Here is a 23126-nt window from a genome sequence, read left to right as displayed (position 1 = left end):
TGGGCTTTCGGCTACAGCGTCAGCACCGCAGCCGGAAGGGACAGCCCCTTCACCTTGTCTGCTGCCTTGTCGGCATCGGCGCGCGAAGCGAACGGGCCGACGCGGACGCGGGTGCGGTCGCCCTGGGGCGTCTTTGCCACGTTGGTGTAGGTCTTCAGACCGGCCTTTTCCAGCCTTTGCCGTACCTCCTGCGCCTTGGACGCGTCGGCAAAAGCGCCCACCTGCACCACGAAGCGCGACGTGTCTTCTGCCGGCGCGACCGAGGTGCCCGACGGTATATCCGCCGGCTTCTTGCCTTGCAGCAGCGCCAGGGCCCGCGTTCCATCATCGCCAGCCGGCTTCTTGCTCGCGGCCTTGTTGTCCTTGTCCTCGTGCTTCGGTTCCGGCTTGGGCTCGGGCTTCGCCTCCGCCTTCACTTCGGGCTTGGGCTCCGACTTGGCCTCTGACTTGGCATCGGGCTTGGGCTCGGGCGGCTTGGCCGTCGCCGGCGCCTCCGCCACGTTGATCTCGGTACCGTCCGCCGCCTCGGTAATCATTTCACCGGAGGAGCCACGGCCCTCGCCGACCTTGCCGGTGGCCGCAGCGGGAGCCGAAGCAGAAGCCAGCGGACGCGTCTTGTTGCGATCGGGAATCTCGATGCGCACGTCACCGGACAAAGGACGCGGCTGGCTGTCGAACAGAAGCGGGAAGCCGACCACGCCCAGCAGCACCAGCACGGCTGCTCCGAGCAGCCGATGACGGGCCCGGCGGCGCATCGTCTCGACGCTCTCGGCCGGTGCGCCGGAGGGCGCGTTGCGCTTCTCGTTGGTCTTCTGGCCCGAGGAGCGGAACTTGAAAAACGCCATGAACGTCGATCCTGATGCTGCGGTCGCGCAAAGTCGAAAGATGAATGCGGATCGTCGAAACTCAAGGCCCCGACGCTTCAGACCCTCGGCGACAAGTGCCTGGCGCGCAAACGAGGCGTTCCGTGCTCAAGCACGCCCCCGACTGTGAAGAAAGATCCGAAGACGACGATTCTATCAGTGGGTGCTGCTGCGGCGACCGCGCTGTCCAGTGCTTCCTGCGGCGTGGCGTGGACGCTCGACGACGCATCCCGGCGCTTGTTCTGAGCCTGCCAGAGCGCCTGCAAGTCCGATGCGCGGGCGGCCCGCGGCGTGGGCAGATCGCAGAAGTGCCAGTGGTCGACCAAAGGCCCCATGCGCGCGAAGATGGGGCCCACGTCCTTGTCGGCCATCACGCCGAAGACGCCATGCGTGGCGGGGTAGAAGCCCATCGCATCCAGATTCTCGGCAAGGGCGGCCACCGCATGCGGGTTGTGGGCCACGTCCAGCACCAAGGCCGGCTCTCCCGGAACAATCTGGAAGCGGCCAGGCAATTCGACGCTCGCCAAGCCGATCCGGATTGCCTGGGCGGTGACGGGCAGGCGCTGGCGCAGCGCCGTCAGCGCGGCCAGCACGCCGGCGGCATTGACCAATTGATTGGCGCCGCGCAACGCCGGATAGGCCAGCCCGCTGTAGCGGCGGCCGCGGCCCGCCCAGTTCCATTGCTGCTTGTCGCCCGAAACATTGAAATCCTGCCCATGACGCCAGACGTCGGCACCAATTTCTTGGGCGTACGAAAGAACGCTGGCGGGCGGAACAGGATCGCTCACGATAAGCGGGCGCCCCGCCCGTGCGATGCCGGCTTTTTCCCGTCCGATGCTCTCGCGATCCGGTCCGAGGAAATCCATGTGGTCGAGGTCGATGCTGGTGATCACCGAGCAATCCGCGTCGATGATGTTGACCGCGTCGAGGCGCCCGCCCAGCCCAACTTCGAGGATGGCCACGTCCAGGCCCTGCGCCGCCATGCAGCGCAGGATGGCAAGCGTGGTGAATTCGAAGTACGTGAGCGTCACCTCGCCCCGGGCGAGTTCCACCGCCTCGAAGTGAGGGAGCAGCACTTCCGCCTCCGCGGGCTGGCCAGCCAGGCGCAGTCGCTCTTCGAAATGCACGAGGTGCGGCGAACTGTAGACGGCGGTCTTGTAGCCGGCGCTCTGCAGGATCGATTCGAGCATGGCGCAGGTCGAGCCCTTGCCATTGGTGCCTGCCACCGTGATTACCGGACACGCAAAGGCCAGACCCAGGCGTTGCGCAACCTGGCGCACGCGCTCCAGGCCGAGCTCGATGTTCTTGGCGTGCAATTGCTCGCAATGCGCGAGCCAGTCACTGAGGGATTTCATGGAGCCTTCGATTGTCGCCGACCGCGGCCGACGGCATGATTCGCCCTCATGACCACCCTGTACGGAATCCCCAATTGCGACACTGTCAAGCGCGCCCGCGCCTGGCTCGATGAACACGGCGTCGCCTACACCTTTCATGATTTCAAGAAACAAGGCGTTCCGGAAGCCGAGCTCGATCGTTGGTTGGCCTCGGCCGGCTGGGAGACTGTGGTGAATCGGCGCGGCACCACGTGGCGCCGGCTCAGCGAAGAGGCCCGGGCCGCCGTTGTCGACACCGCCAGCGCCCGTCAGGCACTGATCGACAACCCAAGCCTGATCAAGCGACCCGTGGTGCAGTGGTCGGGCCGGTCCGGCGCCACAGTCGGATTCGACGCTCAGGAATGGGCATCGCTGGCCAGGTAGCCCGCGGCCGCGCCTGCGCAAAGGCGTGAACCTTCCGGGCGGCCGCGCGCTCCAACCCTGTCGGAACTTCCGAAACATCAATAGGTACAGAGAGATGACGCTTTTCCGAAGTATCAAGACCGTCGCCATCGCATGGGTCTCGCTGGCGGCCCTGAGCACCCAGGTCGGCACGGCGTGGGCCCAGCAAGCCGCGCCCGCCCCGTCCCTGCCCGCCTCCAACGGCGCGGATGCGCCCTGGCGAAACGTCACGCCAGAACCGGGCATCGTCGTCAGTGGCGACAGCGGCTCACCGGCGCCCGCAGTCGGCTACCCCTTGCCGGCGCCGGCCTATGTGACGCCGCCACCCGTGTATGTCGCGCCTGCCCCGGTTTATGTGGCGCCTGCCGTCTACCCGCGTCCGTGGGGCTGGGGATGGGGTGGCTACGGCTATGGGTACGCGCCGCCGGGCATCTCGCTCAATCTGGGCTACACGTATCACAGGCGCTGAGCGATCGGGCTCTTGATGGATGGCGCGCCTGCGCAACCTAAAATTGCGGCCCTATTCTTTCGAAGCATTCACCCGATTCACCCATGAGCAACGCCACCGCACACATCGACAACGTCCAGGTCGCCACCAAGGCCAACGTCTACTTCGACGGCAAATGCGTCAGTCACAGCTTGCTGCTCGCCGACGGCACCAAGAAATCGGTGGGCGTGATCATGCCCGCCACGCTCACCTTCACCACCGGCGCGCCGGAAGTGATGGAGTGCACGAGCGGCGCTTGCGAATACTTGCTGACCGGCGCAACCGAATGGCAGCGCTCCGGCATTGGCGAAAAGTTCAGCGTGCCGGGCAATTCCAGCTTCCAGATCCGCGTGACGGGGGAGCCCTACAGCTACATCTGCAGTTTCGGTTGAACACTCGGCAAACCAAGAAAGGGGCTGCTTCGGCAGCCTCTTTTTTTTGGGCGAACAGGTAGCAACAAGACGTAAGCAAGATGAGATAACAACACAAAAACCGCTTACAAGATCGAGCCGGTCAATAGGGGGCGGCGAATTTGCTGCTTGCGCAGCCAATACAGCAAATACAACGATCAAAAAATGCAGTGGATCAAGCGCGCCATCGGTGGACTGGGCATCACACTGGTGCTGAGTCTGGGGGCTTTGGCGGCGTACGCCTACTACCCCGAGCAAGAAGACATTACGTCTTTAGAGAAAAAATATTCTCTACCTGGGTCACACTTTGAAAATATTGCAGGCTTGCGTGCGCACTACAACATCCAAGGCGCTGGCCCGGACTTGATCCTGTTGCATGGCAATTCCAGCAACTTGCATGAGTTCGACGCTGTCAGGCCGATCTTGGCCGAGCGTTTTCGCGTCATCACCGTCGACCTGCCGGGACAAGGTCTGACGGCCGAGCCCGCCGGCCGCGACTACAGCATTGAGACTTTCAACCGCTTCATTGCTGCCTTCGTGGAAAAGGTGCAGGCCGACGCGAAGGTCAGCATCGTTGGCTCATCGATGGGTGGCTACTGGGCCATGCAGTACGCCCAAGCGCATGCCGAAAATGTCAGCAAGCTGGTTCTGGCCAGCAGTTACGGCGGAATATGCGCGGGACGCGACTACAGCCGCTCGACCCCACTTGACGAAATGCCAGTCATCAGGGACGTGGTGGCTTATTTTGTACCCAAATTCGTGGTGCGGCAAATCTTGGAAGCCGACTATTACCGACCACCCGCTCCGGATCATCTGGTGCAAATGTTCTATGACATGCTGCGCAAGCCGGGCCTACGCACGTTTGAGGCCAACTTCTCCAAATATCCGAAGGACCGCCTCGCGATCGACGCCGATCGCCTGCTTCCTGTGAACAAATTGATCATCGGAGGCGAATTCGATCAATCACACGACACCTGCGAAACAAGAAACCTGCAAGAGCGTTTGCAAAATGCCGAATTTACCCAGATCAAGAACGTCGGCCATGTGCCATTCCTGGAAACCCCGGATGCCATGCGAACATTGCTGATGGACTTCCTGACCCGCACGCCATAACTTTATTCGAACTCGAAGCCATCAAAAAAAAGGGAGGCAAGGCGTTGAAAAAACTATGGGACTACGATTTCAACAACGCGAGATTTAAATGGTTCACCTATTTCCTGCCGTTGTTCATCATCTTGTTTGTCGCATTTGATGTCCTTGGCGACACGGGAGCCAAACTAACGGCGCTGCTCCTTTCGGAAATTGATCCGGAAACGCGCAAATACGCGGATGCCTTCCCGAGCCAATCAGGCTACACCGTACTGGGCGTGGCGGTCTTGTCCTTCATCTCGCTCTACGTGGCGCTGCACGCGTGGCTGGCCATGGTCAAGGCCTACCCGGTCTACGGCAGGCACAGGACGCAGGTCTCGGTGTGGACGCATGCCTGCGTCAATGTCATCGACTTTGCCGTCTCCGCTCTTTTGATCGGCGGAATCTGGGCCGCGTTGGCGATGGCGGGCGAACTCGACCTTGGCGTTCCCACATGGCTGCAGCCGGAACTCGTGGCCCCCAAGGTGGAAGCGTGGGTGGCAGCGCATGTCCCGACGCTGGTTTCCCTGCCCTATCTGCTCGCCGTGTTCGCCAGCATCGTGCTGGCGGATCTGGCCACGTTTCTTCGGCACTACCTCGTGCATTGGTCGCGCCTGCTGTGGTACGTGTCGCATCGCGTTCACCACACCGCCGAGGTCCTGCACCCTGCAGGAGTAGGCCCGGCGTATGCCCTGGGCTTCTTGACCAAGGCTGTGGAATTCATGGTCCTGCTCATGGCGTCGAAACTCTTCCACCATGAACCCCTGCTGATGGAGGTACTTGTCTTCCAGATGCTGACCATCATGACGGAGAAGTTCAATCACGCCTCGGCCTTCTACGACTGGGTATGCGCCAAGCCTTGGCTGAAGGTCGTGTTTCATTTCTTTGGCGCGGGCCCGTACCACTACATGCATCACTCTGCCGTCGAGGGAGAGGAGATCAACAATCTCGGCGGCGGCGGCTTCATGCTGTGGGACAAGTTGTTCGGCACCTACGTGGCGCCACGGGCAACCAAGCCGCCGGTCGGGTTGACCAACCAGCCAAAGATCAGGATGAATCCGCTGGCGATGTATTTCTCAGGCTGGGCCACCATCGCGTACGAGTTGCGGCACAACTCGGTGCGCCACTGGTTCTTCATCCTGTTCGGGTCGGTGAACTACAAGCCGCCGCGGTCGAAGGAATATCTGATCATGAACTACTCCCCGCCAGCCGAGCCCGCGCGGCACGTGTCGCCCATGACCGGATTGGCCGCGAACGAATGACCCGATCTGGTGCAGGGCAAGCATGCCTGCACCGGTCCGATTCAGATCACGACCGGCTCCGGCTCGAGCAGGATGCCGAACCGTTCATAGACACTCGTCTGGATCGCCTTGGCCAGCGTCATCACTTCGCCGCCCGTCGCCGGATGGGTCCGCCCGCCGCGGTTGACCAGCACCAGCGCCTGGCGCTCGTAGACGCCCGCGTTGCCGACCGACTTTCCCTTCCATCCGCACGCGTCGATCAGCCAGCCTGCGGCGAGCTTGATGCTGCCGTCGTCCATCGGGTAGTGCACGATCTTCGGATCGCGCGCGATGATGTCGGCGCACTGCTCGGCCGTGACGGTCGGGTTCTTGAAGAAGCTGCCGGCGTTGCCCAGCACTCGCCAGTCGGGCAACTTGTTTTGGCGGATCGCGCACACCCAGTCGAAGATCTGGCGCGCGTCCGGCTCCGCGACGCCGGTCTCGGCCATCTTGCGCTCCAGATCGAGATAGCCCAGTTCGGGCTTCCAGGGCTTGGGCAAGCGCAGGCGGACTCGGGTGATCAGGGCTCGGCCGGCAAGGCCAAGATCCTTCGGGCCGCCGGGCGCATGCTTGAACACCGAATCTCGATAGCCGAAGCCGCATTGCGCAGCATCCAGCGTGAAGGTCTCGCCGGTCTGCAAGTCGATGGCATCGAGCGAATCGAACCTGTCCTGGAGCTCGACGCCGTAAGCCCCGATGTTCTGCACCGGCGCGCCGCCCACCGTCCCCGGAATGAGCCCCATGTTCTCCAGCCCGGGCCAGCCCTGGTCGAGGGTCCAGCGGACCATGTCGTGCCAGATCTCGCCCGCCCCCACCTCCACGACGGTGGCGCGAGGACCGTCTTCGATCAGTCGCCGCCCCATGATCTCGACCTTGAGCACCAAGGGCTTGACGTCGCCCGTCAGCACGATGTTGCTGCCGCCGCCCAAGACGAACTTGGGCGTGTCGTGCCAGCGCGCATCAGCCAGCAGCGCCGCCACATCGGCCTCGTCGCGAATGCGGACCAGATGCTGGGCTCGCGCGACGATGCCAAAGCTGTTATAGGGTTGCAGCGGGACGTTTTGCTCCACGATCATGGGAGAATTGTCGCATTCCCAATCTGACACTCGCGCATCCCGGAGAGCCTCGCCATGCCGTCTTTCGATACCGTCTGCGAACCCGACCTGCCAGAAGTGCGCAATGCCGTCGACAACACCGCCAAGGAAATCTCGACGCGGTTCGACTTCAAGGGCACGTCCGCCGCGGTCGAACTCAAGGACAAGGACATCACCCTCACCGGTGACGCCGAATTCCAGCTGACCCAGATCGAGGACATCCTGCGCAACAAGATGACCAAGCGCAATGTCGACGTGCGCTTTCTCGACAAGGGCGCCGTGCAGAAGATCGGCGGCGACAAGGTCAAGCAGGTGTTCAAGGTCAAGAGCGGCATCGAGGCCGAGCAGGCCAAGAAGATCACCCGGCTGATCAAGGACAGCAAGATGAAGGTGCAGGCCGCCATCCAGGGCGACGCGGTGCGCGTCACCGGCGCCAAGCGCGACGACCTGCAGGCCGCGATGGCCCTGATCCGCAAGGACATGGACGATCTGCCCCTGAGCTTCAACAACTTCCGCGACTGAAGAAGCGAGCCGCGCGCGTGAAGCGACTCTGGCTTGTCCCTGTGGCCGCGTTCGCGCTGGCGTCGGGCCTGGCGCACGCCGGTGCCGTGACGTTGACGGGCACCATCGGCAACCGTGCCATCCTGATGATCGACGGCGGTGCGCCACGCACCGTGGCCCCTGGCCAGGTGATCGACGGCGTGCGGCTGATTTCGGTCCAAGGCGACCAGGCGGTCGTCGAGATGGGCGGCCAGCGATCCACCTTGCGCATGGACACACCCACCATCGTGGGCGATGGCGGCGCCAGTGCCAGCGGCGGCAGCCGCATCGTCTTGCCGGCCAACAGCGGCGGACACTTCATGACGCTGGGCGCCATCAACGGCCGATCGGTCAACTTCATGGTGGACACGGGCGCCACGGTGGTGGCCATCTCGGCCGCCGATGCGCTGCGCATCGGCCTTCAGTACGACAAGAAGAACCCCGTGCGCGTGAACACCGCCAACGGCGTGGCGGCCGCGTGGCGCGTCAGGCTCGATTCGGTGCGGGTCGGCGACGTGGAAGTCACGGGCGTCGATGCACTCGTCTCCGAGCAGCCCATGCCCTACGTGCTGCTCGGCAACAGCTTCATCAGCCGCTTCAACATGCAACGCGAAGGCGACCAGATGGTGCTGACCAAGCGCTATTGAGGCCTTCTTTGCACGCCCCGCGCCGCGGGGCAGGGACGGTCGTCAGGGCTTGGCCGCCGTCACCACGATCTCGATGCGGTATTGCTCGTTCGCCATGGCCGCCTGCACCGTCGCCCGCGGTGGCGTGTGACCAGCGGGAATCCATGCGTCCCAGACCTCGTTCATCTGGCCGATCTCGCCGATGTCCTTGAGGAAGATCTGGGTCATCAGAATCCGCGTCTTGTCGCTGCCCGCCTCGGCCAACAGACGGTCGACCATGGCGAGCACCTCAGCCGTCTGGCCCTTGATGTCCTTGCTCGGATCGTCCGGCACCTGTCCGGCCAGATAGATGGTGCCGTTGTGCACGGCCATTTCGGACAGGCGCGGACCGACGTGAAAGCGTTGAAGTTCTGCCATGGAAGGTCTTGATTCGGTTGGGTTCAGGACGCGGCGGACTTGGACTTCGAGCCGAGCTTGGACTCGGTGCCCGCCAGCAGTCGCCGGATGTTCTCGCGATGGCGCCAGACCAGCAGCAGGCTCATCACGACGAGGGCCACCAGTGCCAGCGGCACCAGCGGCCAGGCAATGCCGCCGCCGATCAGGTAGTAGGCAGGCGCGAAGAAGGCCGCCACCAGCGAAGCCAGCGACGAATAGCGAAAGAACACGGCGATGATCAGCCAGGTCAGCCCCGTGGCAAGCCCCAGCCAGGGCGTAAGGCCGAGCAGCACACCGGCCGCCGTCGCCACACCCTTGCCGCCCTGGAAGCGAAAGTACACCGGATAGAGGTGGCCCAGGAATGCAGCCAGTCCGGCCAGTGCCGCAATGCCTGCATCGAGCCCCCACGCGGCGCCGTAGCGTTGAATCAGAAACACCGGGAGCCAGCCCTTGGCGGCATCCAGGACCAGAGTGGCCAAGGCGGCACCCTTTCGGCCCGAACGCAGCACATTGGTGGCTCCGGGGTTCTTGCTGCCATAGCTGCGCGGGTCGTCCATGCCCATTGCCTTGCTCACGATCACCGCGAACGACAGCGAACCGATGAGGTAGGAAGCCACGATGGCCAGCAGGGCGGGAAGGGAAAAAGAACTCAACGCGCGCTCCAGGGAGAAAGGGCTGGCTATTCTGCCAGCGCGCACTGCACCGGCTTGGCGTGAAGCAGCTTCACGCATGCCTGAGGATCGATGCCCACCAGATAGCCGCGACGCCCGCCATTGATCGCGATACGCGGCAGTTCGAGGATGCTCGACTCGATGTAGACGGGCATCTCGCGTCGCGTGCCGAAGGGCGAGGTGCCACCCACCAGATATCCGCTGTGGCGATTCGCCACCTCGGGCTTGCAGGGCTCGACCGACTTGGCACCGATCTGCCGCGCCAGGTTCTTGGTCGAAACTGTGCGGTTGCCATGCATCAGCACCAGAAGCGGCTTGGCGTCCTGGTCCTGCATCACCAGCGTCTTGACCACAGCGAACGGGTCCATTCCGAGCACCTTGGCGCTGTGCTGCGCGCCGCCGTGCTCCAGGTATTCGTACGGATGCTCGCTGAACGCGATGCCGTGCGCACGCAGCATCTGCGTGGCCGGCGTCTCGGAGACATGCGTCTTCTTGGCCATGGCCATCGACGGGCTTGGATTCAGGCGCTCGGGTCGCGCGCGTCCCAGCGGATCTTGTCGATCTCCGCCAGCAATTCGGGCGAGAGCGTCGTGCCCCATGCGTCGAGGTCTTCGTCCAATTGCACCACGCTGGTCACGCCGATGATCGTGCTGGCCACCTGCCAGCGGGTGTAGTCGAAGGCCAGGGCCATCTGGGTTGGCGTCAGGCCGTGCTCGCGAGCCAGCGCGTTGTAGCGGCGGGCAGCCTTCAGCCCATCGGCGCGCCCCCAGCGCTGGTTGCGCACCGATTCGTACTTGGCGATGCGCGCCTCCTTCGGCGCATCGGGGCCGGTGGTCCCGCTTTCGTCGTACTTGCCCGTCAGCAAGCCGAAACCCAGCGGCGAATACGCCAGCAGCGCGACGTCGAGGCGATGCATCGTCTCGTCCAGACCGTTCTCGACCGTGCGGTTGAGCAGGCAGTAGGCGTTCTGCACCGTTGCCACGCGGGCCAGGCCGTGCTGCTCCGCAAGGCGCACGAACTCGTGCACGCCATAGGGGGTTTCGTTCGACAGGCCGATGGCGCGCACCTTGCCGGCCTTGACAAGGCCGTCGAGTGCCTCGAGTTGCGCCAGGATGGGTGTGGCGGAGCGCTCCAGGCTGGGGTCGTAGACCATCGATCCGAAGGCGGGCACATGGCGCTCGGGCCAGTGGATCTGGTAGAGATCGATCACGTCCGTGCGCAAACGGCGAAGGCTGGCTTCGCAGGATGCGACGATGTCTTGCGGCGTCATCCCCTGCCCATCGCGAACCCAGGGCATGCCGCGCGATGGACCGGCGACCTTGGTGGCGAGCACGACCTTGGATCGAACCTCGGGCCGCTTGGCAAACCAGCTACCGATGATGGCCTCGGTGGCGCCATAGGTTTCCTTGCGTGCCGGCACGGCATACATCTCGGCCGTGTCGATGAAGTTCACGCCACGCTCCAGCGCGCGATCGAGGATCGCATGGGCTTCGCCTTCCTGGACCTGCTCACCGAAAGTCATGGTGCCCAGGCAGATGGGCGTCACTTGGAGCTCGCTGCGGCCGAGCCGCACGTTGGGGTTGAGTGCTGTCATGGGCCGCGATTCTAGAAAGAGCATGCGTTTCGCGTGGCGCGGCTTCGTATCATCCCTGTCATGTACCAGCCACTCAGACACAGCCGCAGTGAGTTCGTGCCGCTACGCGGCCTCTCGCACCACGTCCGCATCTGGGGCGACCTGGCCGCCGGCCAGGCGCCTGTCGTCATGCTGCATGGATGGATGGACGTGGGCGCTTCTTTCCAGTTCGTGGTGGACGCGCTCGATGCCGGCCGCCCGGTCATCGCGCCCGACTGGCGCGGCTTCGGACTGACCGACGCCAAAGGCACCGACAACTTCTGGTTTCCCGACTACCTGGCCGATCTGGACGGCCTGCTGGACCACTACCTGCCGGGCCAGAGCGTGGACATCGTCGGACACAGCATGGGCGCGAACATCCTGATGTTTTATGCCGGCGCCCGGCCAGAGCGCGTGAGGCGGCTGGTCAATCTCGAAGGCTTTGGCATGCCGCAGACGCAACCCGAGCAAGCACCCGCTCGCTATGCGCAATGGATGGACCAGCTCAAGTCGCATGCGCGCGGCGAACTCGAACTGCAGACCTATGCAGAACTCTCCGGCGTGGCGCGACGCCTCATGCGCACCAACCCGCGCCTTTCCGAGGACAAGGCGGAATGGCTCGCCGGTCATTGGGCAGGGCCCTGCACGCGAGCGGACGGCACGGCGGGCTGGGCCATTCGCGGCGACTCGGCGCACAAGATCGTCAACGCCAATTTGTACCGGGTGGATGAGGCGATCGAGCTCTATCGCGCCATCAAGGCTCCAGTGCTGGTGGTCGAAGGTACGGAAGGCATCGTGAAGACCTGGAAGGCGCGCGGCCACCAGGACGACCTTCTCGCGCGCCTGCGAGAAGTTCCCGACGTCGCTTTCACGCAGTTGAACGATGCCGGCCACATGATGCACCACGACCAACCGGAGGAGGTCGCACGCCTCATAGAGGTTTTCCTGAACGGGAGCTGAACGCGGGCTCTGAGAGAATCCCGGCGCATCGCCCTCCGGATACAAAAACGTCGGACCACCGACAGGGAAACCCACAATGAAGATGTCGTTGCGCACCGGTGCCGCCGGGCTGCTGCTGGCCCTCGGCGGCCTGACTCAGTCCCCTGCCCTGCATGCACAGGAAGCGCGCTCGCCGCTCATCCCGACCGAAGATGCCTGGGAACTGACGCTGGCACCCTATGCCTACCACTTCAGCAGAAATCCCGACCACCGGGACGTCTACCTGATCGGTCTCGAGCGCCACTACGCCTCCAACTGGCTGTGGGGCGGCGCCTACTTCAGCAATTCCTTCGGCCAGGATTCCGGCACGGCCTACGTGGGCTACATGTGGAACAACCTGTTCGATGTCCCTGCGCTGTACGTGAAGCTGGTCGCGGGGATCATGTACGGCTACGTCGAGCCGTACGAGGACAAGGTTCCGTTCAACAAGAACGGCTGGTCGCCGGTCCTCATCCCTGCCGTTGGATGGCGCTTTACCCCAAAGGATTCCGTTCAGGTGTCACTGTTGGGCTCGGCGGGCCTGCTCTTTTCGTACAACCGCCGCTTCTGAGCCCCGCCTCGGCGGGGTCGGCCCGCGCCATGAGAAAATGCCCGGTTTGATTTCCACCGGCAGGACACCTCATGGACGCAGAACAGATCAACCAGATTGGCGCAACCCTCCAGGATCTGACGCAGCGCGCGGTGGATCTTCGGAGGTATCTTTGACTTCGATGCCAAATTCGAACGGCTGCGCACGGTCAACGCCTCGCTAGAAGATCCGACGGTCTGGAACGACCCCAAGCGTGCCCAGGAACTGGGCAAGGAAAAGAAGTCGCTCGACGACATCGTGCTCGTGCTCGAGCGCATCGGCTCCGAGCTGGCCGACAACACCGAGCTGTACGAGATGTCGAAGGACGAAGGCGACGTCGATAGCCTTCAGTCCATCGCCGACGAGACCAGCGGACTTGCGCAGGAGATCGAGAAGCTCGAGTTCCGCCGCATGTTCAACAACCCGGCCGATCCCAGCAATGCCTTCCTGGACATTCAGGCCGGCGCCGGCGGCACCGAGGCCTGCGACTGGGCCAGCATGCTGCTGCGCCAGTACCTGCGCTATGCCGAACGCAAGGGCTTCAAGACCACCGTCGAAGACGAGTCGCCCGGCGACACCGCCGGCATCAAGGGCGCGACCATCAAGATCGAGGGCGAGTACGCCTTCGGACTGCTGCGCACCGAGACCGGCGTGCATCGCCTGGTGCGCAAGTCACCCTTCGATTCCTCGGGCGGCAGACACACGAGCTTTGCCAGCGTCTTCGTCTATCCGGAAATCGACGACTCGATCGAGATCGAGATCAATCCGGCCGACGTGCGCACCGACACCTACCGTGCCAGTGGCGCGGGCGGACAGCACATCAACAAGACCGATTCGGCCGTGCGTCTGACGCACATTCCCACCGGCATCGTCGTGCAGTGCCAGGATAGCCGCAGCCAGCACAGCAATCGCGACGTCGCCTGGCGACGCCTGCGCTCGCGCCTGTACGACCACGAGATGCGCAAGCGCATGGAAGAGCAGCAGAAGCTCGAGGACGGCAAGACCGACGTGGGCTGGGGTCATCAGATCCGCAGCTATGTGCTCGACCAGAGCCGCATCAAGGACTTGCGCACCAACTTCGAGACCTCGGCCACGCAGAAGGTGCTCGACGGCGACCTCGACGCGTTCATCGAAGCCTCGCTCAAGCAGGGCGTCTGAGGCATACGCCTCGCGCCCGACGACCATCATGATCCGAAACCGCAGAAGCCTGGAGACACCGGATGCAACTTCGTGACATTCAGGGCCAACCCGTGGCCATCCACCGGGAAGACTATGCGCCGCCGGCGTATTGGATCGACACCGTCGATCTGACTTTCGACCTCGATCCGGCAAAGACGCGCGTGCTCAACCGCATGCGCATCCGCCGCAATGCCGACGCGTCCAACCAGCCGCTGCGCCTGCACGGCGACGAGCTGAACCTGGCCCGCGTGCTGGTCGATGGCCAGGGCGCGTCGTTCCGCATCGAGGGTGACCAGCTCGTGCTGGAGAACCTGCCCGATGCCTTCGAACTGGAGGTGTTCACCACCTGCCAGCCGGCCAAGAACACCAAGCTCATGGGCCTGTTCGTGAGCCAGGACACTTTCTTCACGCAGTGCGAGGCCGAAGGCTTTCGCCGCATCACCTACTTCCTGGACCGTCCCGACGTGATGGCCAGCTACAGCGTGCTGATGCGCGCGAGCAAGGACCAATACCCCGTCCTGCTTTCCAACGGCAACCTGGTCGAAGAAGGCGATCTGGCAGACGGCCGGCACTTTGCCAAGTGGGTCGATCCGTTCAAGAAGCCCAGTTACCTGTTCGCACTGGTGGCCGGCAAGCTGGTTGCGCGCGAGCAGCGCGTGAAGGGACGCAGCGGCCGGGACCACCTGCTGCAGGTCTACGTGCGTGCCGGCGATCTCGACAAGACCGAGCACGCGATGAATTCGCTCATCCGCTCCATCGTCTGGGACGAGGCACGCTTCGGCCTTTCGCTCGACCTCGACCGCTTCATGATCGTCGCCACCAGCGACTTCAACATGGGCGCGATGGAGAACAAGGGCCTGAACATCTTCAACACGAAGTACGTTCTGGCCAACCAGGCCACCGCGACGGACGCGGACTACGCCAACATCGAAAGCGTGGTGGGCCACGAGTATTTCCACAACTGGACCGGTGACCGCGTCACCTGCCGCGACTGGTTCCAGCTCTCGCTCAAGGAAGGGCTGACGGTCTTTCGCGATCAGGAATTCAGCCAGGACCTGTGCGCCGAGGCATCGGCACGGGCCGTCAAGCGCATCGAGGACGTCCGTGTCCTTCGCAGCGTGCAGTTCCCGGAAGACGCCGGCCCCATGGCCCATCCGGTGCGGCCCGACAGCTACATCGAGATCAGCAACTTCTACACCGTCACCATCTACGAAAAGGGTGCGGAGGTGGTGCGCATGATGCAGACGCTGGTGGGGCGCGAAGGCTTCGCCGCCGGCATGAAGCTGTACTTCGAGCGGCACGACGGCCAGGCCGTGACTTGCGACGACTTCGCACAGGCCATCGCAGACGCCAACCCGCATTCCGACCTGACGCGCCTGCTGCCGCAGTTCAAGCGCTGGTACAGCCAGGCCGGCACGCCGCGCCTGAAGGCACGCGGCACCTACGATGCCGCCGAGCGTGTCTACACCCTGCACTTCGACCAGAGCTGCCCGCCCACGCCGGGCCAGTCGAACAAGGATCCGTTCGTCATTCCGGTGAACGTGGGCCTGATCGGTGCCAGCGGGCGTGAGCTGCTTGCGACGCAGACGCTGGTGGTCACGCAGGCTGGCGAGACCTTCGACTTCGCCGGCGTCGACGAAGAGCCCGTGCCTTCGATCCTGCGCGGATTCAGCGCGCCGGTGGTGCTGGAGTTCGACTACAGCGACGAACAGCTGCTGACGCTCCTAGCCCACGACACCGACCCCTTCAACCGCTGGGAAGCCGCGCAGCGGCTGGGTTTGCGCGCTGCCATGGCAGCGATCGATGCCGCGCCTGGCGCGGGAGCGCCTGTACTGAGCAATGACTTCATCGAGGCCATGCGCCGCGTCCTGACCGACACGTCGCTCGATGCCGCGTTCAAGGAACTGGTGCTCACGCTGCCGTCGGAAACCTACATCGCCGAGCAGTTGGAAACGGTGGATCCGCAGCGCGTGCATGCGGTGCGCGAAGCCATGCGTGCACGCCTGGCGACCGCGCTGCATGCCGAATGGCAGCAGGCCTTCGAGGACAACCGCGATACCGGCGCCTACTCGCCCGATCCGCGCTCGGCCGGTCGCCGCGCGCTGGCTGGCATGGCGTTGGTAAGCCTGTGCCTGGCCGCCCGCGAAAGCGGCGACACCGTCTGGCCTGGCAAGACGCTCCAGCGCTTCAAGGACGCGGGCAACATGACCGACCGCTTCAACGCCCTGCATGCGCTGGTGTCTTCCGGCCACGCCCTGGCGGCACAGGCGCTGGCCAGTTTCCATGCCATGTTCAAGGACGAGGCCCTGGTCATCGACAAGTGGTTCGCGCTGCAGGCGGGTGCGCCCGACCGCGGCGGCGACGTGCTGCCGCTGGTGCGCCAGTTGATGAAGCACCCCGACTTTTCCATCAAGAACCCGAACCGCGCGCGCAGCGTGATCTTCAGCTACTGCAGTGCCAACCCCGGGGCCTTCCACCGCCCCGACGCGGCCGGCTACGTGTTCTGGAGCGACCGCGTGATCGAGCTCGATGCCATCAACCCGCAGGTGGCGGCGCGACTGGCGCGCGGACTGGACCGCTGGAGCAAGCTGGTCGAGCCCTATCGCGGCGCGGCACGAGAAGCCATTGCCCGCATCGCCGCCCGCCCTGACCTGAGCAAGGACACGCTGGAAGTCGTCACCCGCGCCCTGCAAGGCTGACGCACCACAGCAACGAAGCTAAAGACACACCCATGTCAACCCAGAAGATTTCACTCACCCGCTACCTCGTCGAACAGCAGCGCAACGACGGCTCCATCCCGTCGCAGCTTCGCTTGCTGCTCGAAGTGGTGGCCCGCGCCTGCAAGGGCATCAGCCAATCGGTCAACAAGGGCGCCCTGGGCGGCGTGCTCGGCTCGGCGGAGTCCGAGAATGTGCAGGGCGAAGTCCAGAAGAAGCTGGACATCATCGCCAACGAGGTTTTGATCGAGGCCAACGAATGGGGCGGCCACCTCGCGGCCATGGCCAGCGAGGAAATGGACAGCATCCACCTCGTGCCCAATCGCTATCCACAGGGCGAATATCTGCTGCTGTTCGATCCGCTGGACGGCTCGTCGAACATCGACGTCAATGTCAGCATCGGCACCATCTTCAGCGTGCTGCGCAAACCGGAGGACAACGGCCAAGGCGTGCAGGAATCCGACTTCCTGCAGGCGGGCAGCCAGCAAGTGGCGGCCGGCTATTGCATCTACGGGCCGCAGACCACCCTGGTGCTGACCGTGGGCAACGGCGTGGCCATGTTCACGCTCGACCGCGAGCAAGGCTCGTTCGTGCTGACGCAGGAGCGCATCCAGATCCCGGCCGACACCAAGGAATTCGCCATCAACATGAGCAACCAGCGCCACTGGGCCGAGCCGGTGCAGCGCTACATCGGCGAATGCCTGGCCGGCAAGGAAGGCCCGCGCGGCAAGGACTTCAACATGCGCTGGATCGCCAGCATGGTGGCGGATGTGCACCGCATCCTGATGCGCGGCGGCGTGTTCATGTACCCGTGGGACAAGCGCGAGCCCGAAAAGGCCGGCAAGCTGCGCCTGATGTACGAGGCCAACCCCATGAGCTGGATCGTCGAGCAGGCCGGCGGGGCCGCCACCAACGGCCACCAGCGGATCCTGGACCTCAAGCCGGCCAAGCTTCACGAGCGCGTCGCGGTTTTTCTGGGATCGAAGAACGAAGTCGAGCGCGTCACCAGCTACCACGACGCAGCTTGAGGCTATAATTCGAGGCTTCGCCGGAATAGCTCAGTTGGTAGAGCAGCGCATTCGTAATGCGAAGGTCGGGGGTTCGACTCCTCTTTCCGGCACCAATTCAAGGCAAAAGGCCCCGTTGTCACCAGCGGGGCCTTTTGCTTTTTGGCAGGGCGCAAGTGCGGCAAGATCCTGCCCATGAAGTGGCTCAAGGCGCTGTGGTGGCTCTATGCCGTCCTGGGAGTGGTCTCTCTCCTGGTCATTCCTGCAAGTGCCTTCGGCTGGCTGGGACTCGCGCCGGACCCGATGGCCAGCGACTACGCGGTCTTGATGGCCCTGCCCTGGTCGCTGTTGCTCGGCGGTGTGGGCACCATCTCCATGGAGGCCGCGATGATGCTTCTGGGCGCGGGCATCACGATGAATCTGTTGCTGCTCGATCTGCTGATGCGATGGCTGCGGCGCTGACGGCCGCCCTCAGATCGCCAGGTACTGTTGCCGAAGCTCCTGGTTGTCGATCACTTCCTTCGCGGTGCCATCGAACACGATCTCGCCCATGTCAAGGATCAGCGCTCGGTCCGACAGGTGCAGGGCGGCAATCGCGTTCTGCTCCACGATGATGGTGGTAAAGCCCAACTGCTTGATCTGCTCCAGGATCTTCTCGATCTCGCGCACGATCACGGGGGCCAGCCCTTCGTAGGGCTCGTCGAGCAGCAGCAGCTTGACGTCGCGGGCCAAGGCCCGCGCCACCGCCAGCATCTGTTGCTCGCCCCCGGAAAGCGTCACTGCCTCCTGGCGGCGACGCTCGGCCAGACGCGGAAAATGCTCGTAGATCTGCTCGATCGGCCAACCCCGCGGCTCCTCGATCTGCGCCAGTTGCAAGTTCTCTTCCACGCTCAGGGCGGGAATGATGCGGCGGTCTTCCGGCACCAGACCCACGCCCAGGCGTGCCGCCTGCCAGGCGGCCATGGTGTGCAGCGGCTTGCCGCCCAGCCAGATCTCGCCGGCCTCGAGCTGCGGATCGGCCAGGCGCGCAATGGTGCGCAGTGTCGACGTCTTTCCAGCGCCATTGCGTCCCAGGAGAGCGACGATCTCGCCTTCGTGCACATCGAAGCTCACACCTTGCACCACGTAGCTTTCGCCGTAGTAGGCATGGATGTCCCGGCAGGAGAAGAAGGGCTGCGGTACGGCGGCAGGCGCCGTCGACGGGCTCAGGGCAGCCAGTGCGGAATCGTTCAAAGGTGTGCTCCTCCCAGATAGGCTTCCTGCACGCGCGGGTCGCCTCGGATGGCTTCGGGCTCGCCCTCGGCAATCACGGTACCTTGGGCCAGCACGCTGATGCGGTCGGCCAGCGAGAACACCACGTGCATGTCGTGTTCGATGATGATCTTGGTGACCTTGCCGCCACCGATGCGCTGCAGCAGGTCGATGGTGCTGTTGGTGTCGGCCCGCGACATGCCCGCCGTGGGCTCGTCGAGCAGCAACAGTAGCGGGTCCTGGACCAGGCACATGGCCAGTTCCAGCCGGCGCTTGTCGCCGCGCGACAGATTGCCGGCCTGAAGATGGCGCTTGTCGGCCAGTTCCACGTCTTCCAGCATGTGCAGTGCGCGATCGCGCAATTCATGCTGCTGGTCGGCACGGCTCCAGCCGTTGACCGCAAAGGCACCGTCGCGCCGCGCCAGCGCCGGAATGATCACGTTGTCCAGCAGGTTGAGTTCGGGAAAGATCTCCGGCGTCTGGAATACGCGCGCGACACCCGCCTGATTGATCTCGTGCGGGCTCAGCCCGATCAGCGAGCGGCCGGCGAAGGTGACGGAGCCCGAGTCGGGCGTGAGTCGGCCGACGAAACAATTGAGCAGCGTGGACTTGCCTGCGCCATTGGGGCCGATGATCGCGTGCACCCCGCCCTCCTCGACGGAGAGGTTGACATCGTTGAGTGCGCGCAATCCGGCGAAGTTCTTGCCGACGCCCTTGACGTGAAGAATGGCCATCGCTTCAGCCCTCCGTCACCGGTCGTACGCTTGACGCAGCGCCGCTGGACGTTGCCGATGAAGGCGGATGCGCCGCAGTGCGCCGCGCCTGGGCCTGGGCCGGACCGGCGGCCTGGAAGTGCGGTCGATGCCCCTTGCCGTGTCCCACGTGCCTGGGTCGCCGTCCATGGCGGATGCGCGCCCACACCCGGCGCACGCCTTCCATGATGCCGCCGGGCAGGAAGATCACCAGCACCATGAACAACACGCCCAGCGTCAGTTGCCAGCCGTCTCCCACGAAAAGGCCAGCCACCGCCACAACCGGCTTCTCGATGGCATCGGGCAAAAAGCCGAACACATGGTGCAACGTCTGCGCATTGAACGACGAGAAGATGTTCTCGAAGTACTTGATGAAGGCCGCGCCGATGACCGGACCGACCAGGGTACCGACGCCACCGAGGATGGTCATCAGCACAACCTCACCAGACGCGGTCCACTGCATGCGTTCGGCGCCGGCCAGCGGATCGGTCACGGCCAGCAACGCGCCGGCCAGGCCAGCGTAGGCGCCCGAGATCACGAAGGCTGCCAATGCATAGGGCCGGGTGTTCACGCCCGCGTACTTGAGCCTGTTCTGGTTCGACTTGATGGCTCGCAGCATGAGCCCGAAGGGCGAGCGCGCAATGTGCATGGCGATATAGAAGGCCACGATCAGCAGCACGGCGCAAAAGTAGAAGCCGCTGTAGCCGTACATCGGCAGCCCGAACAGCTCGGGCGATGGCAGCGCCGCTGGCGCCGGTCCGAACAGGCGATCGATCACGCGCGGATCGGAGCGCGCCAGCTGAAGTCCGGTTTCACCGTTGGTGATCGGCGTGAGCACCGAGTACGCCAGGTTGTAGGACATCTGGGCGAAGGCCAGCGTGAGGATCGAGAAGTAGATGCCCGATCGGCGCAGGCTCAGGTAGCCGATGAGCAGCGAGAACAGCGCCGCCATGGCCACGCCCAGTGCCACCGCCGGCAGCGCATTCATGCTCAGCAGCTTGAACGACCAGACGGCTGTGTACGAGCCCACGCCGAGGAAGGCCGCATGCCCGAACGACAGGTAGCCGGTCAGGCCGAACAGGATGTTGAACCCGATGGCGAAGATGCCGTAGATGGCGAACTTCTGCATCAGGTCCGGGTAGGCACCGCCGATGGGCCGCAGCCAAACCGGCATGGCCAGTATCGCGATGGCGAATGCCACCAGCAAGATCAGATCGCTGCGGCGCGAGACGCCGGCATCGGCGGGGCGAGAAGGCGCGAGTTCCATTCAATCCTCCATGACGCCCTTGCGCCCCAACAGTCCGCGCGGCCGCACCAGCAGGATGACGACGGCGACGAGGTAGATGATGATCTGGTCGATGCCCGGCACGATGTTCTTGACCTCGTTCATCGAGGCGAATGACTGCAAAACACCCAGCAGGAAGCCCGCCGCCACCGCGCCGGCCAGCGAGCCCATGCCGCCGACGACCACCACGACGAAGGACAGCACCAGGAAGTCCATGCCCATGTGGTAGTCGGGCGGCAGGATCGGCGTGTACATGACGCCGGCCATGCCCGCCACGATCACGGCAATGCCGAAGACGATGGTGAAGCGCCGCTCGATGTGGATGCCCAGCAGGCCCACTGTTTCGCGGTCGCGCATGCCGGCTCGCACCACCATGCCGAACGTGGTGAATCGCAGGAATGCGAAAACCAATGCGATCACCAGCAGCGAGAAGCAGAAGTACACCAGTCGCCACCACGGATACACCACGCTGTCGCCCAGGCCCAGCAGCGCCCCGACGTTGAGGCTGCCCGACACGATCTCGGGCGCCGCCTGCGGTATCGGGTTGGCGCCGAAGTACGCCTTGACCACCTCCTGCAGCACGATGGCCAGGCCGAAGGTGACCAGGATCTGATCGGCATGCGGCCGGCGGTAGAAATGGCGGATCAGGCCGCGCTCCAGCGCCACGCCCACGCCCCACATGATCGGGATGGCCAGCAGGATCGACAGCGGCACCGAGTAGTCGATGATCTTCATGCCGAAGTCGCCCCACCACAGCTTGAGGTAGGGAACGTCGGTGTAGCTGTCGAAGAAGGTGACGCTCGGATCCTTGATGTGGGCCGACAGCGTGAGGATCTTCTGCAGCGTCACCGCGCAAAAGGCCCCGAGCATGAACAGCGCCCCGTGCGCGAAGTTCACCACGCCCAGCGTGCCGAAGATCAGTGTCAGCCCCAGGGCGATGAGCGCGTAAGCGCCGCCCTTGTCCAGGCCGTTGAGCAGTTGCAGGAAGAAAGCGTCCATCGCAGTCGCATCGATGCGCCACGCCCGCCGTGCTGCACCGCCCGCAGGCTGGCGCAGCGCCCTGCGGGCGCCGCGTGTCTGTCAGGAAAGAACGGCCGGCCCGAGGTTGCCGCCGAACATGGTCGGGTCGTAGTCGACCTGGGCGCGAGGCACCACCTGCACCACTTCGAGCAGGTCGAACTTGTTGGCTGGCTTTTCCTTGCCGCGCACCACCAGCACGTCCTTCATGCACTGATGATCGGCAGCGCGATATTCGGTCGGGCCGTTGCCCATGCCATCGAACTTGAAGCCCTCCAGCGCCTTGATGACTTCAGGCGGGTAGAACGTGCCGGCCATCTCGCAGGCGTTGGCATACAGCAGCGCCTGCACGTAGCACGTATGCGCGGCTTGCGACGGTGGCTGGCCGTAGGCCTGGCCGAAGGACTTCGAGAAGTTCTTGCTAGCCTCGTCGGGCAGCTTCCAGTCCCAGTTGGCCGTGCCCAGGATGCCCTTGATGGCATCGCCCGCGCCCTGCGCCATCAGTTCGGAGAACAGCGGCACGACGACCTCGAACTTCTTGCCGTTGGCCATCTTGTCGCGCAGGCCGAACTGCACCGCCTGTGTGAGCGAGTTGATCATGTCCTTGCCGTAGTGGTTCAGGATCAGCACGTCCGCGCCCGAATTGAGCACCGGCGTGATGTACTGCGAGAAGTCACCCGCGCCGAGCGGCGTGCGCACGGCGGCCACCGTCTTCCACCCCAGCGCCTCGGTGGAGTTCTTCATCGACTCCTCCTGCGTCCAGCCCCAGGTGTAGTCGGCCGTCAAGTGATAGGCCTTGCGGTCCTTGCCGTACTCCTTGGCCAGCACCGGGCCCAGTGCCTTGCCCGACATGTAGGCGTTGAAGAAGTGACGGAAGCCGTAGCGGCGCCGATCCTTGCCGGTGGTGTCGTTGGAGTGCGTCAGGCCGCACATGTAGATCACGCCCATCTCCTGCGCCAGCGACTGGATCGCCACTGCCACGCCGGAAGACGACGATCCGCTGTACATGATCACACCGTCTTTTTCGATCATGCGCTTGACCGCTGCGCGGGCCGCGTCGGACTTGGTCTGCGTGTCGCCCGTCACGTACTCGACCTTCTTGCCCAGAATGCCGTTGCCCTTCAGGGACAGCGGCTTCATCGTCTTGAGCATGCCGCCGTCACCCTCGCCGTTGAGGTGCTTGACGGCCAGCTGGAACGCCTTGAGCTCGTCCGCGCCCTCGTCGGCATAGGGGCCCGTCAGCGGCACCGTGAAGCCCAGCTTGACCGTCTTTGTCTTGGAAGGGTCGTTGCGGAAGTCCGCCGCCCAGGCGTTGCGCATGAAGAAGGTCGGCGCTGCCAAGCCGGCGCCGGCGATGGCCGCGCTCTTGAGCAACTGGCGGCGGATGATGCTGTCGATGTCCATGGCATGTGTCTCCTGTGCGTGTGGTT

25 protein-coding genes and 1 tRNA gene are annotated in these 23126 nt (G+C 64.2%); 14 read left to right on the top strand and 12 right to left on the bottom strand.

The window, feature by feature from the left end; all coding sequences use genetic code 11:
- Positions 1–11 precede the first annotated feature (11 nt).
- A complete protein-coding gene (locus QTH91_RS05145; RefSeq protein WP_286658938.1) occupies positions 12–845 on the bottom strand; it encodes an SPOR domain-containing protein in 834 nt (277 codons plus the stop codon).
- Positions 846–922: 77 nt separating this feature from the next.
- Positions 923–2218: a bifunctional tetrahydrofolate synthase/dihydrofolate synthase gene (gene folC / locus QTH91_RS05140; RefSeq protein ID WP_286658937.1), complete on the bottom strand. Its 1296-nt coding sequence runs from the start codon at positions 2216–2218 to the stop codon at positions 923–925.
- Between the two features lie 48 nt (positions 2219–2266).
- Here folC and QTH91_RS05135 point away from each other — a divergent pair, with 48 nt between their 5' ends.
- The 5 genes from QTH91_RS05135 (at position 2267) to QTH91_RS05115 (ending at position 5925) form a co-directional block, all read left to right on the top strand.
- Positions 2267–2620: an ArsC family reductase gene (locus QTH91_RS05135; protein WP_286658936.1), complete on the top strand. Its 354-nt coding sequence runs from the start codon at positions 2267–2269 to the stop codon at positions 2618–2620.
- A gap of 94 nt (positions 2621–2714) precedes the next feature.
- On the top strand, positions 2715–3107 hold the full coding sequence (locus tag QTH91_RS05130; protein ID WP_286658935.1) for a hypothetical protein: 393 nt from the start codon (positions 2715–2717) through the stop codon (positions 3105–3107).
- An 83-nt stretch (positions 3108–3190) separates the two neighbouring features.
- Complete coding sequence (gene ppnP, locus QTH91_RS05125; RefSeq protein ID WP_286658934.1) at positions 3191–3517, top strand: pyrimidine/purine nucleoside phosphorylase; 327 nt, start codon at positions 3191–3193, stop codon at positions 3515–3517.
- Between the two features lie 183 nt (positions 3518–3700).
- Entirely contained in the window at positions 3701–4648 is a 948-nt protein-coding gene (locus QTH91_RS05120) for an alpha/beta fold hydrolase (protein ID WP_286658933.1), read from the top strand.
- A gap of 44 nt (positions 4649–4692) precedes the next feature.
- Complete coding sequence (locus QTH91_RS05115) at positions 4693–5925, top strand: sterol desaturase family protein (RefSeq protein ID WP_286658932.1); 1233 nt, start codon at positions 4693–4695, stop codon at positions 5923–5925.
- Between the two features lie 41 nt (positions 5926–5966).
- Here QTH91_RS05115 and murB read toward each other — a convergent pair whose 3' ends face one another.
- A complete protein-coding gene (murB, locus tag QTH91_RS05110; RefSeq protein ID WP_286658931.1) occupies positions 5967–7019 on the bottom strand; it encodes a UDP-N-acetylmuramate dehydrogenase in 1053 nt (350 codons plus the stop codon).
- Positions 7020–7073: 54 nt separating this feature from the next.
- On the opposite strand from murB, the gene QTH91_RS05105 reads away from it, so the two are divergent.
- Positions 7074–7559, top strand: a complete 486-nt coding sequence (locus tag QTH91_RS05105; RefSeq protein ID WP_286658930.1) for a YajQ family cyclic di-GMP-binding protein — start codon at positions 7074–7076, stop codon at positions 7557–7559.
- Between the two features lie 17 nt (positions 7560–7576).
- On the top strand, positions 7577–8224 hold the full coding sequence (locus tag QTH91_RS05100; RefSeq protein WP_286658929.1) for a retropepsin-like aspartic protease family protein: 648 nt from the start codon (positions 7577–7579) through the stop codon (positions 8222–8224).
- A gap of 42 nt (positions 8225–8266) precedes the next feature.
- On the opposite strand, the gene QTH91_RS05095 is transcribed toward QTH91_RS05100, so the two are convergent.
- Genes QTH91_RS05095 through QTH91_RS05080 form a run of 4 tightly spaced genes read right to left on the bottom strand, consistent with a single transcriptional unit; the run spans position 8267 to position 10903 of the window.
- On the bottom strand, positions 8267–8620 hold the full coding sequence (locus QTH91_RS05095; RefSeq protein ID WP_286658928.1) for a RidA family protein: 354 nt from the start codon (positions 8618–8620) through the stop codon (positions 8267–8269).
- A 23-nt stretch (positions 8621–8643) separates the two neighbouring features.
- The gene (gene plsY, locus QTH91_RS05090) at positions 8644–9291 is read right to left on the bottom strand and encodes a glycerol-3-phosphate 1-O-acyltransferase PlsY (protein WP_286658927.1); all 648 of its coding nucleotides are present in this window, start codon (positions 9289–9291) and stop codon (positions 8644–8646) included.
- A 26-nt stretch (positions 9292–9317) separates the two neighbouring features.
- The gene (gene ybaK / locus QTH91_RS05085; RefSeq protein WP_286659623.1) at positions 9318–9809 is read right to left on the bottom strand and encodes a Cys-tRNA(Pro) deacylase; all 492 of its coding nucleotides are present in this window, start codon (positions 9807–9809) and stop codon (positions 9318–9320) included.
- 20 nt (positions 9810–9829) lie between these two features.
- Complete coding sequence (locus QTH91_RS05080; protein ID WP_286658926.1) at positions 9830–10903, bottom strand: aldo/keto reductase; 1074 nt, start codon at positions 10901–10903, stop codon at positions 9830–9832.
- A 60-nt stretch (positions 10904–10963) separates the two neighbouring features.
- Between QTH91_RS05080 and QTH91_RS05075 the strand changes: the two genes are divergently transcribed.
- From QTH91_RS05075 to QTH91_RS05045, 7 genes are all read left to right on the top strand, one after another.
- Positions 10964–11881 (top strand): alpha/beta fold hydrolase, encoded by a 918-nt coding sequence (locus tag QTH91_RS05075; RefSeq protein WP_286658925.1) that lies wholly within the window; start codon positions 10964–10966, stop codon positions 11879–11881.
- A gap of 76 nt (positions 11882–11957) precedes the next feature.
- Positions 11958–12470 (top strand): hypothetical protein, encoded by a 513-nt coding sequence (locus QTH91_RS05070; protein ID WP_286658924.1) that lies wholly within the window; start codon positions 11958–11960, stop codon positions 12468–12470.
- Between the two features lie 71 nt (positions 12471–12541).
- Positions 12542–13646, top strand: a protein-coding gene (gene prfB / locus QTH91_RS05065; RefSeq protein WP_286658923.1) for a peptide chain release factor 2 whose coding sequence is annotated in 2 segments (ribosomal slippage) — positions 12542–12622 and positions 12624–13646 — 1104 coding nt in all. Because the reading frame shifts where the segments join, the coding sequence is not laid out codon by codon here.
- Positions 13647–13708: 62 nt separating this feature from the next.
- Positions 13709–16366 carry an aminopeptidase N gene (pepN, locus tag QTH91_RS05060; RefSeq protein WP_286658922.1) on the top strand — a complete coding sequence of 886 codons (2658 nt, stop codon included), beginning with the start codon at positions 13709–13711 and terminating at the stop codon, positions 16364–16366.
- A gap of 32 nt (positions 16367–16398) precedes the next feature.
- Positions 16399–17412, top strand: coding sequence for a class 1 fructose-bisphosphatase (locus QTH91_RS05055; RefSeq protein ID WP_286658921.1), 1014 nt, complete (start codon positions 16399–16401; stop codon positions 17410–17412).
- Positions 17413–17431: 19 nt separating this feature from the next.
- Positions 17432–17507: transfer RNA gene (locus tag QTH91_RS05050), tRNA-Thr, on the top strand.
- 79 nt (positions 17508–17586) lie between these two features.
- Entirely contained in the window at positions 17587–17853 is a 267-nt protein-coding gene (locus QTH91_RS05045) for a hypothetical protein (protein WP_286658920.1), read from the top strand.
- Between the two features lie 9 nt (positions 17854–17862).
- Here QTH91_RS05045 and QTH91_RS05040 read toward each other — a convergent pair whose 3' ends face one another.
- From QTH91_RS05040 to QTH91_RS05020, 5 genes are all read right to left on the bottom strand, one after another.
- On the bottom strand, positions 17863–18624 hold the full coding sequence (locus QTH91_RS05040; RefSeq protein ID WP_286658919.1) for an ABC transporter ATP-binding protein: 762 nt from the start codon (positions 18622–18624) through the stop codon (positions 17863–17865).
- Positions 18621–19376 carry an ABC transporter ATP-binding protein gene (locus QTH91_RS05035; RefSeq protein WP_286658918.1) on the bottom strand — a complete coding sequence of 252 codons (756 nt, stop codon included), beginning with the start codon at positions 19374–19376 and terminating at the stop codon, positions 18621–18623. Before QTH91_RS05035 ends, QTH91_RS05040 begins: the two co-directional genes overlap by 4 nt.
- 4 nt (positions 19377–19380) lie before the next feature.
- The gene (locus QTH91_RS05030; RefSeq protein ID WP_286658917.1) at positions 19381–20661 is read right to left on the bottom strand and encodes a branched-chain amino acid ABC transporter permease; all 1281 of its coding nucleotides are present in this window, start codon (positions 20659–20661) and stop codon (positions 19381–19383) included.
- A complete protein-coding gene (locus tag QTH91_RS05025) occupies positions 20662–21678 on the bottom strand; it encodes a branched-chain amino acid ABC transporter permease (RefSeq protein WP_286658916.1) in 1017 nt (338 codons plus the stop codon). It abuts the gene before it with no gap.
- Between the two features lie 81 nt (positions 21679–21759).
- The gene (locus QTH91_RS05020; protein ID WP_286658915.1) at positions 21760–23100 is read right to left on the bottom strand and encodes a substrate-binding protein; all 1341 of its coding nucleotides are present in this window, start codon (positions 23098–23100) and stop codon (positions 21760–21762) included.
- Positions 23101–23126 lie beyond the last annotated feature (26 nt).

The organism is Variovorax dokdonensis (assembly GCF_030316895.1).
Taxonomy (GTDB): Bacteria; Pseudomonadota; Gammaproteobacteria; order Burkholderiales; family Burkholderiaceae_C; genus Variovorax; species Variovorax dokdonensis.
This window is presented reverse-complemented; position numbering and strand designations above follow the sequence as displayed.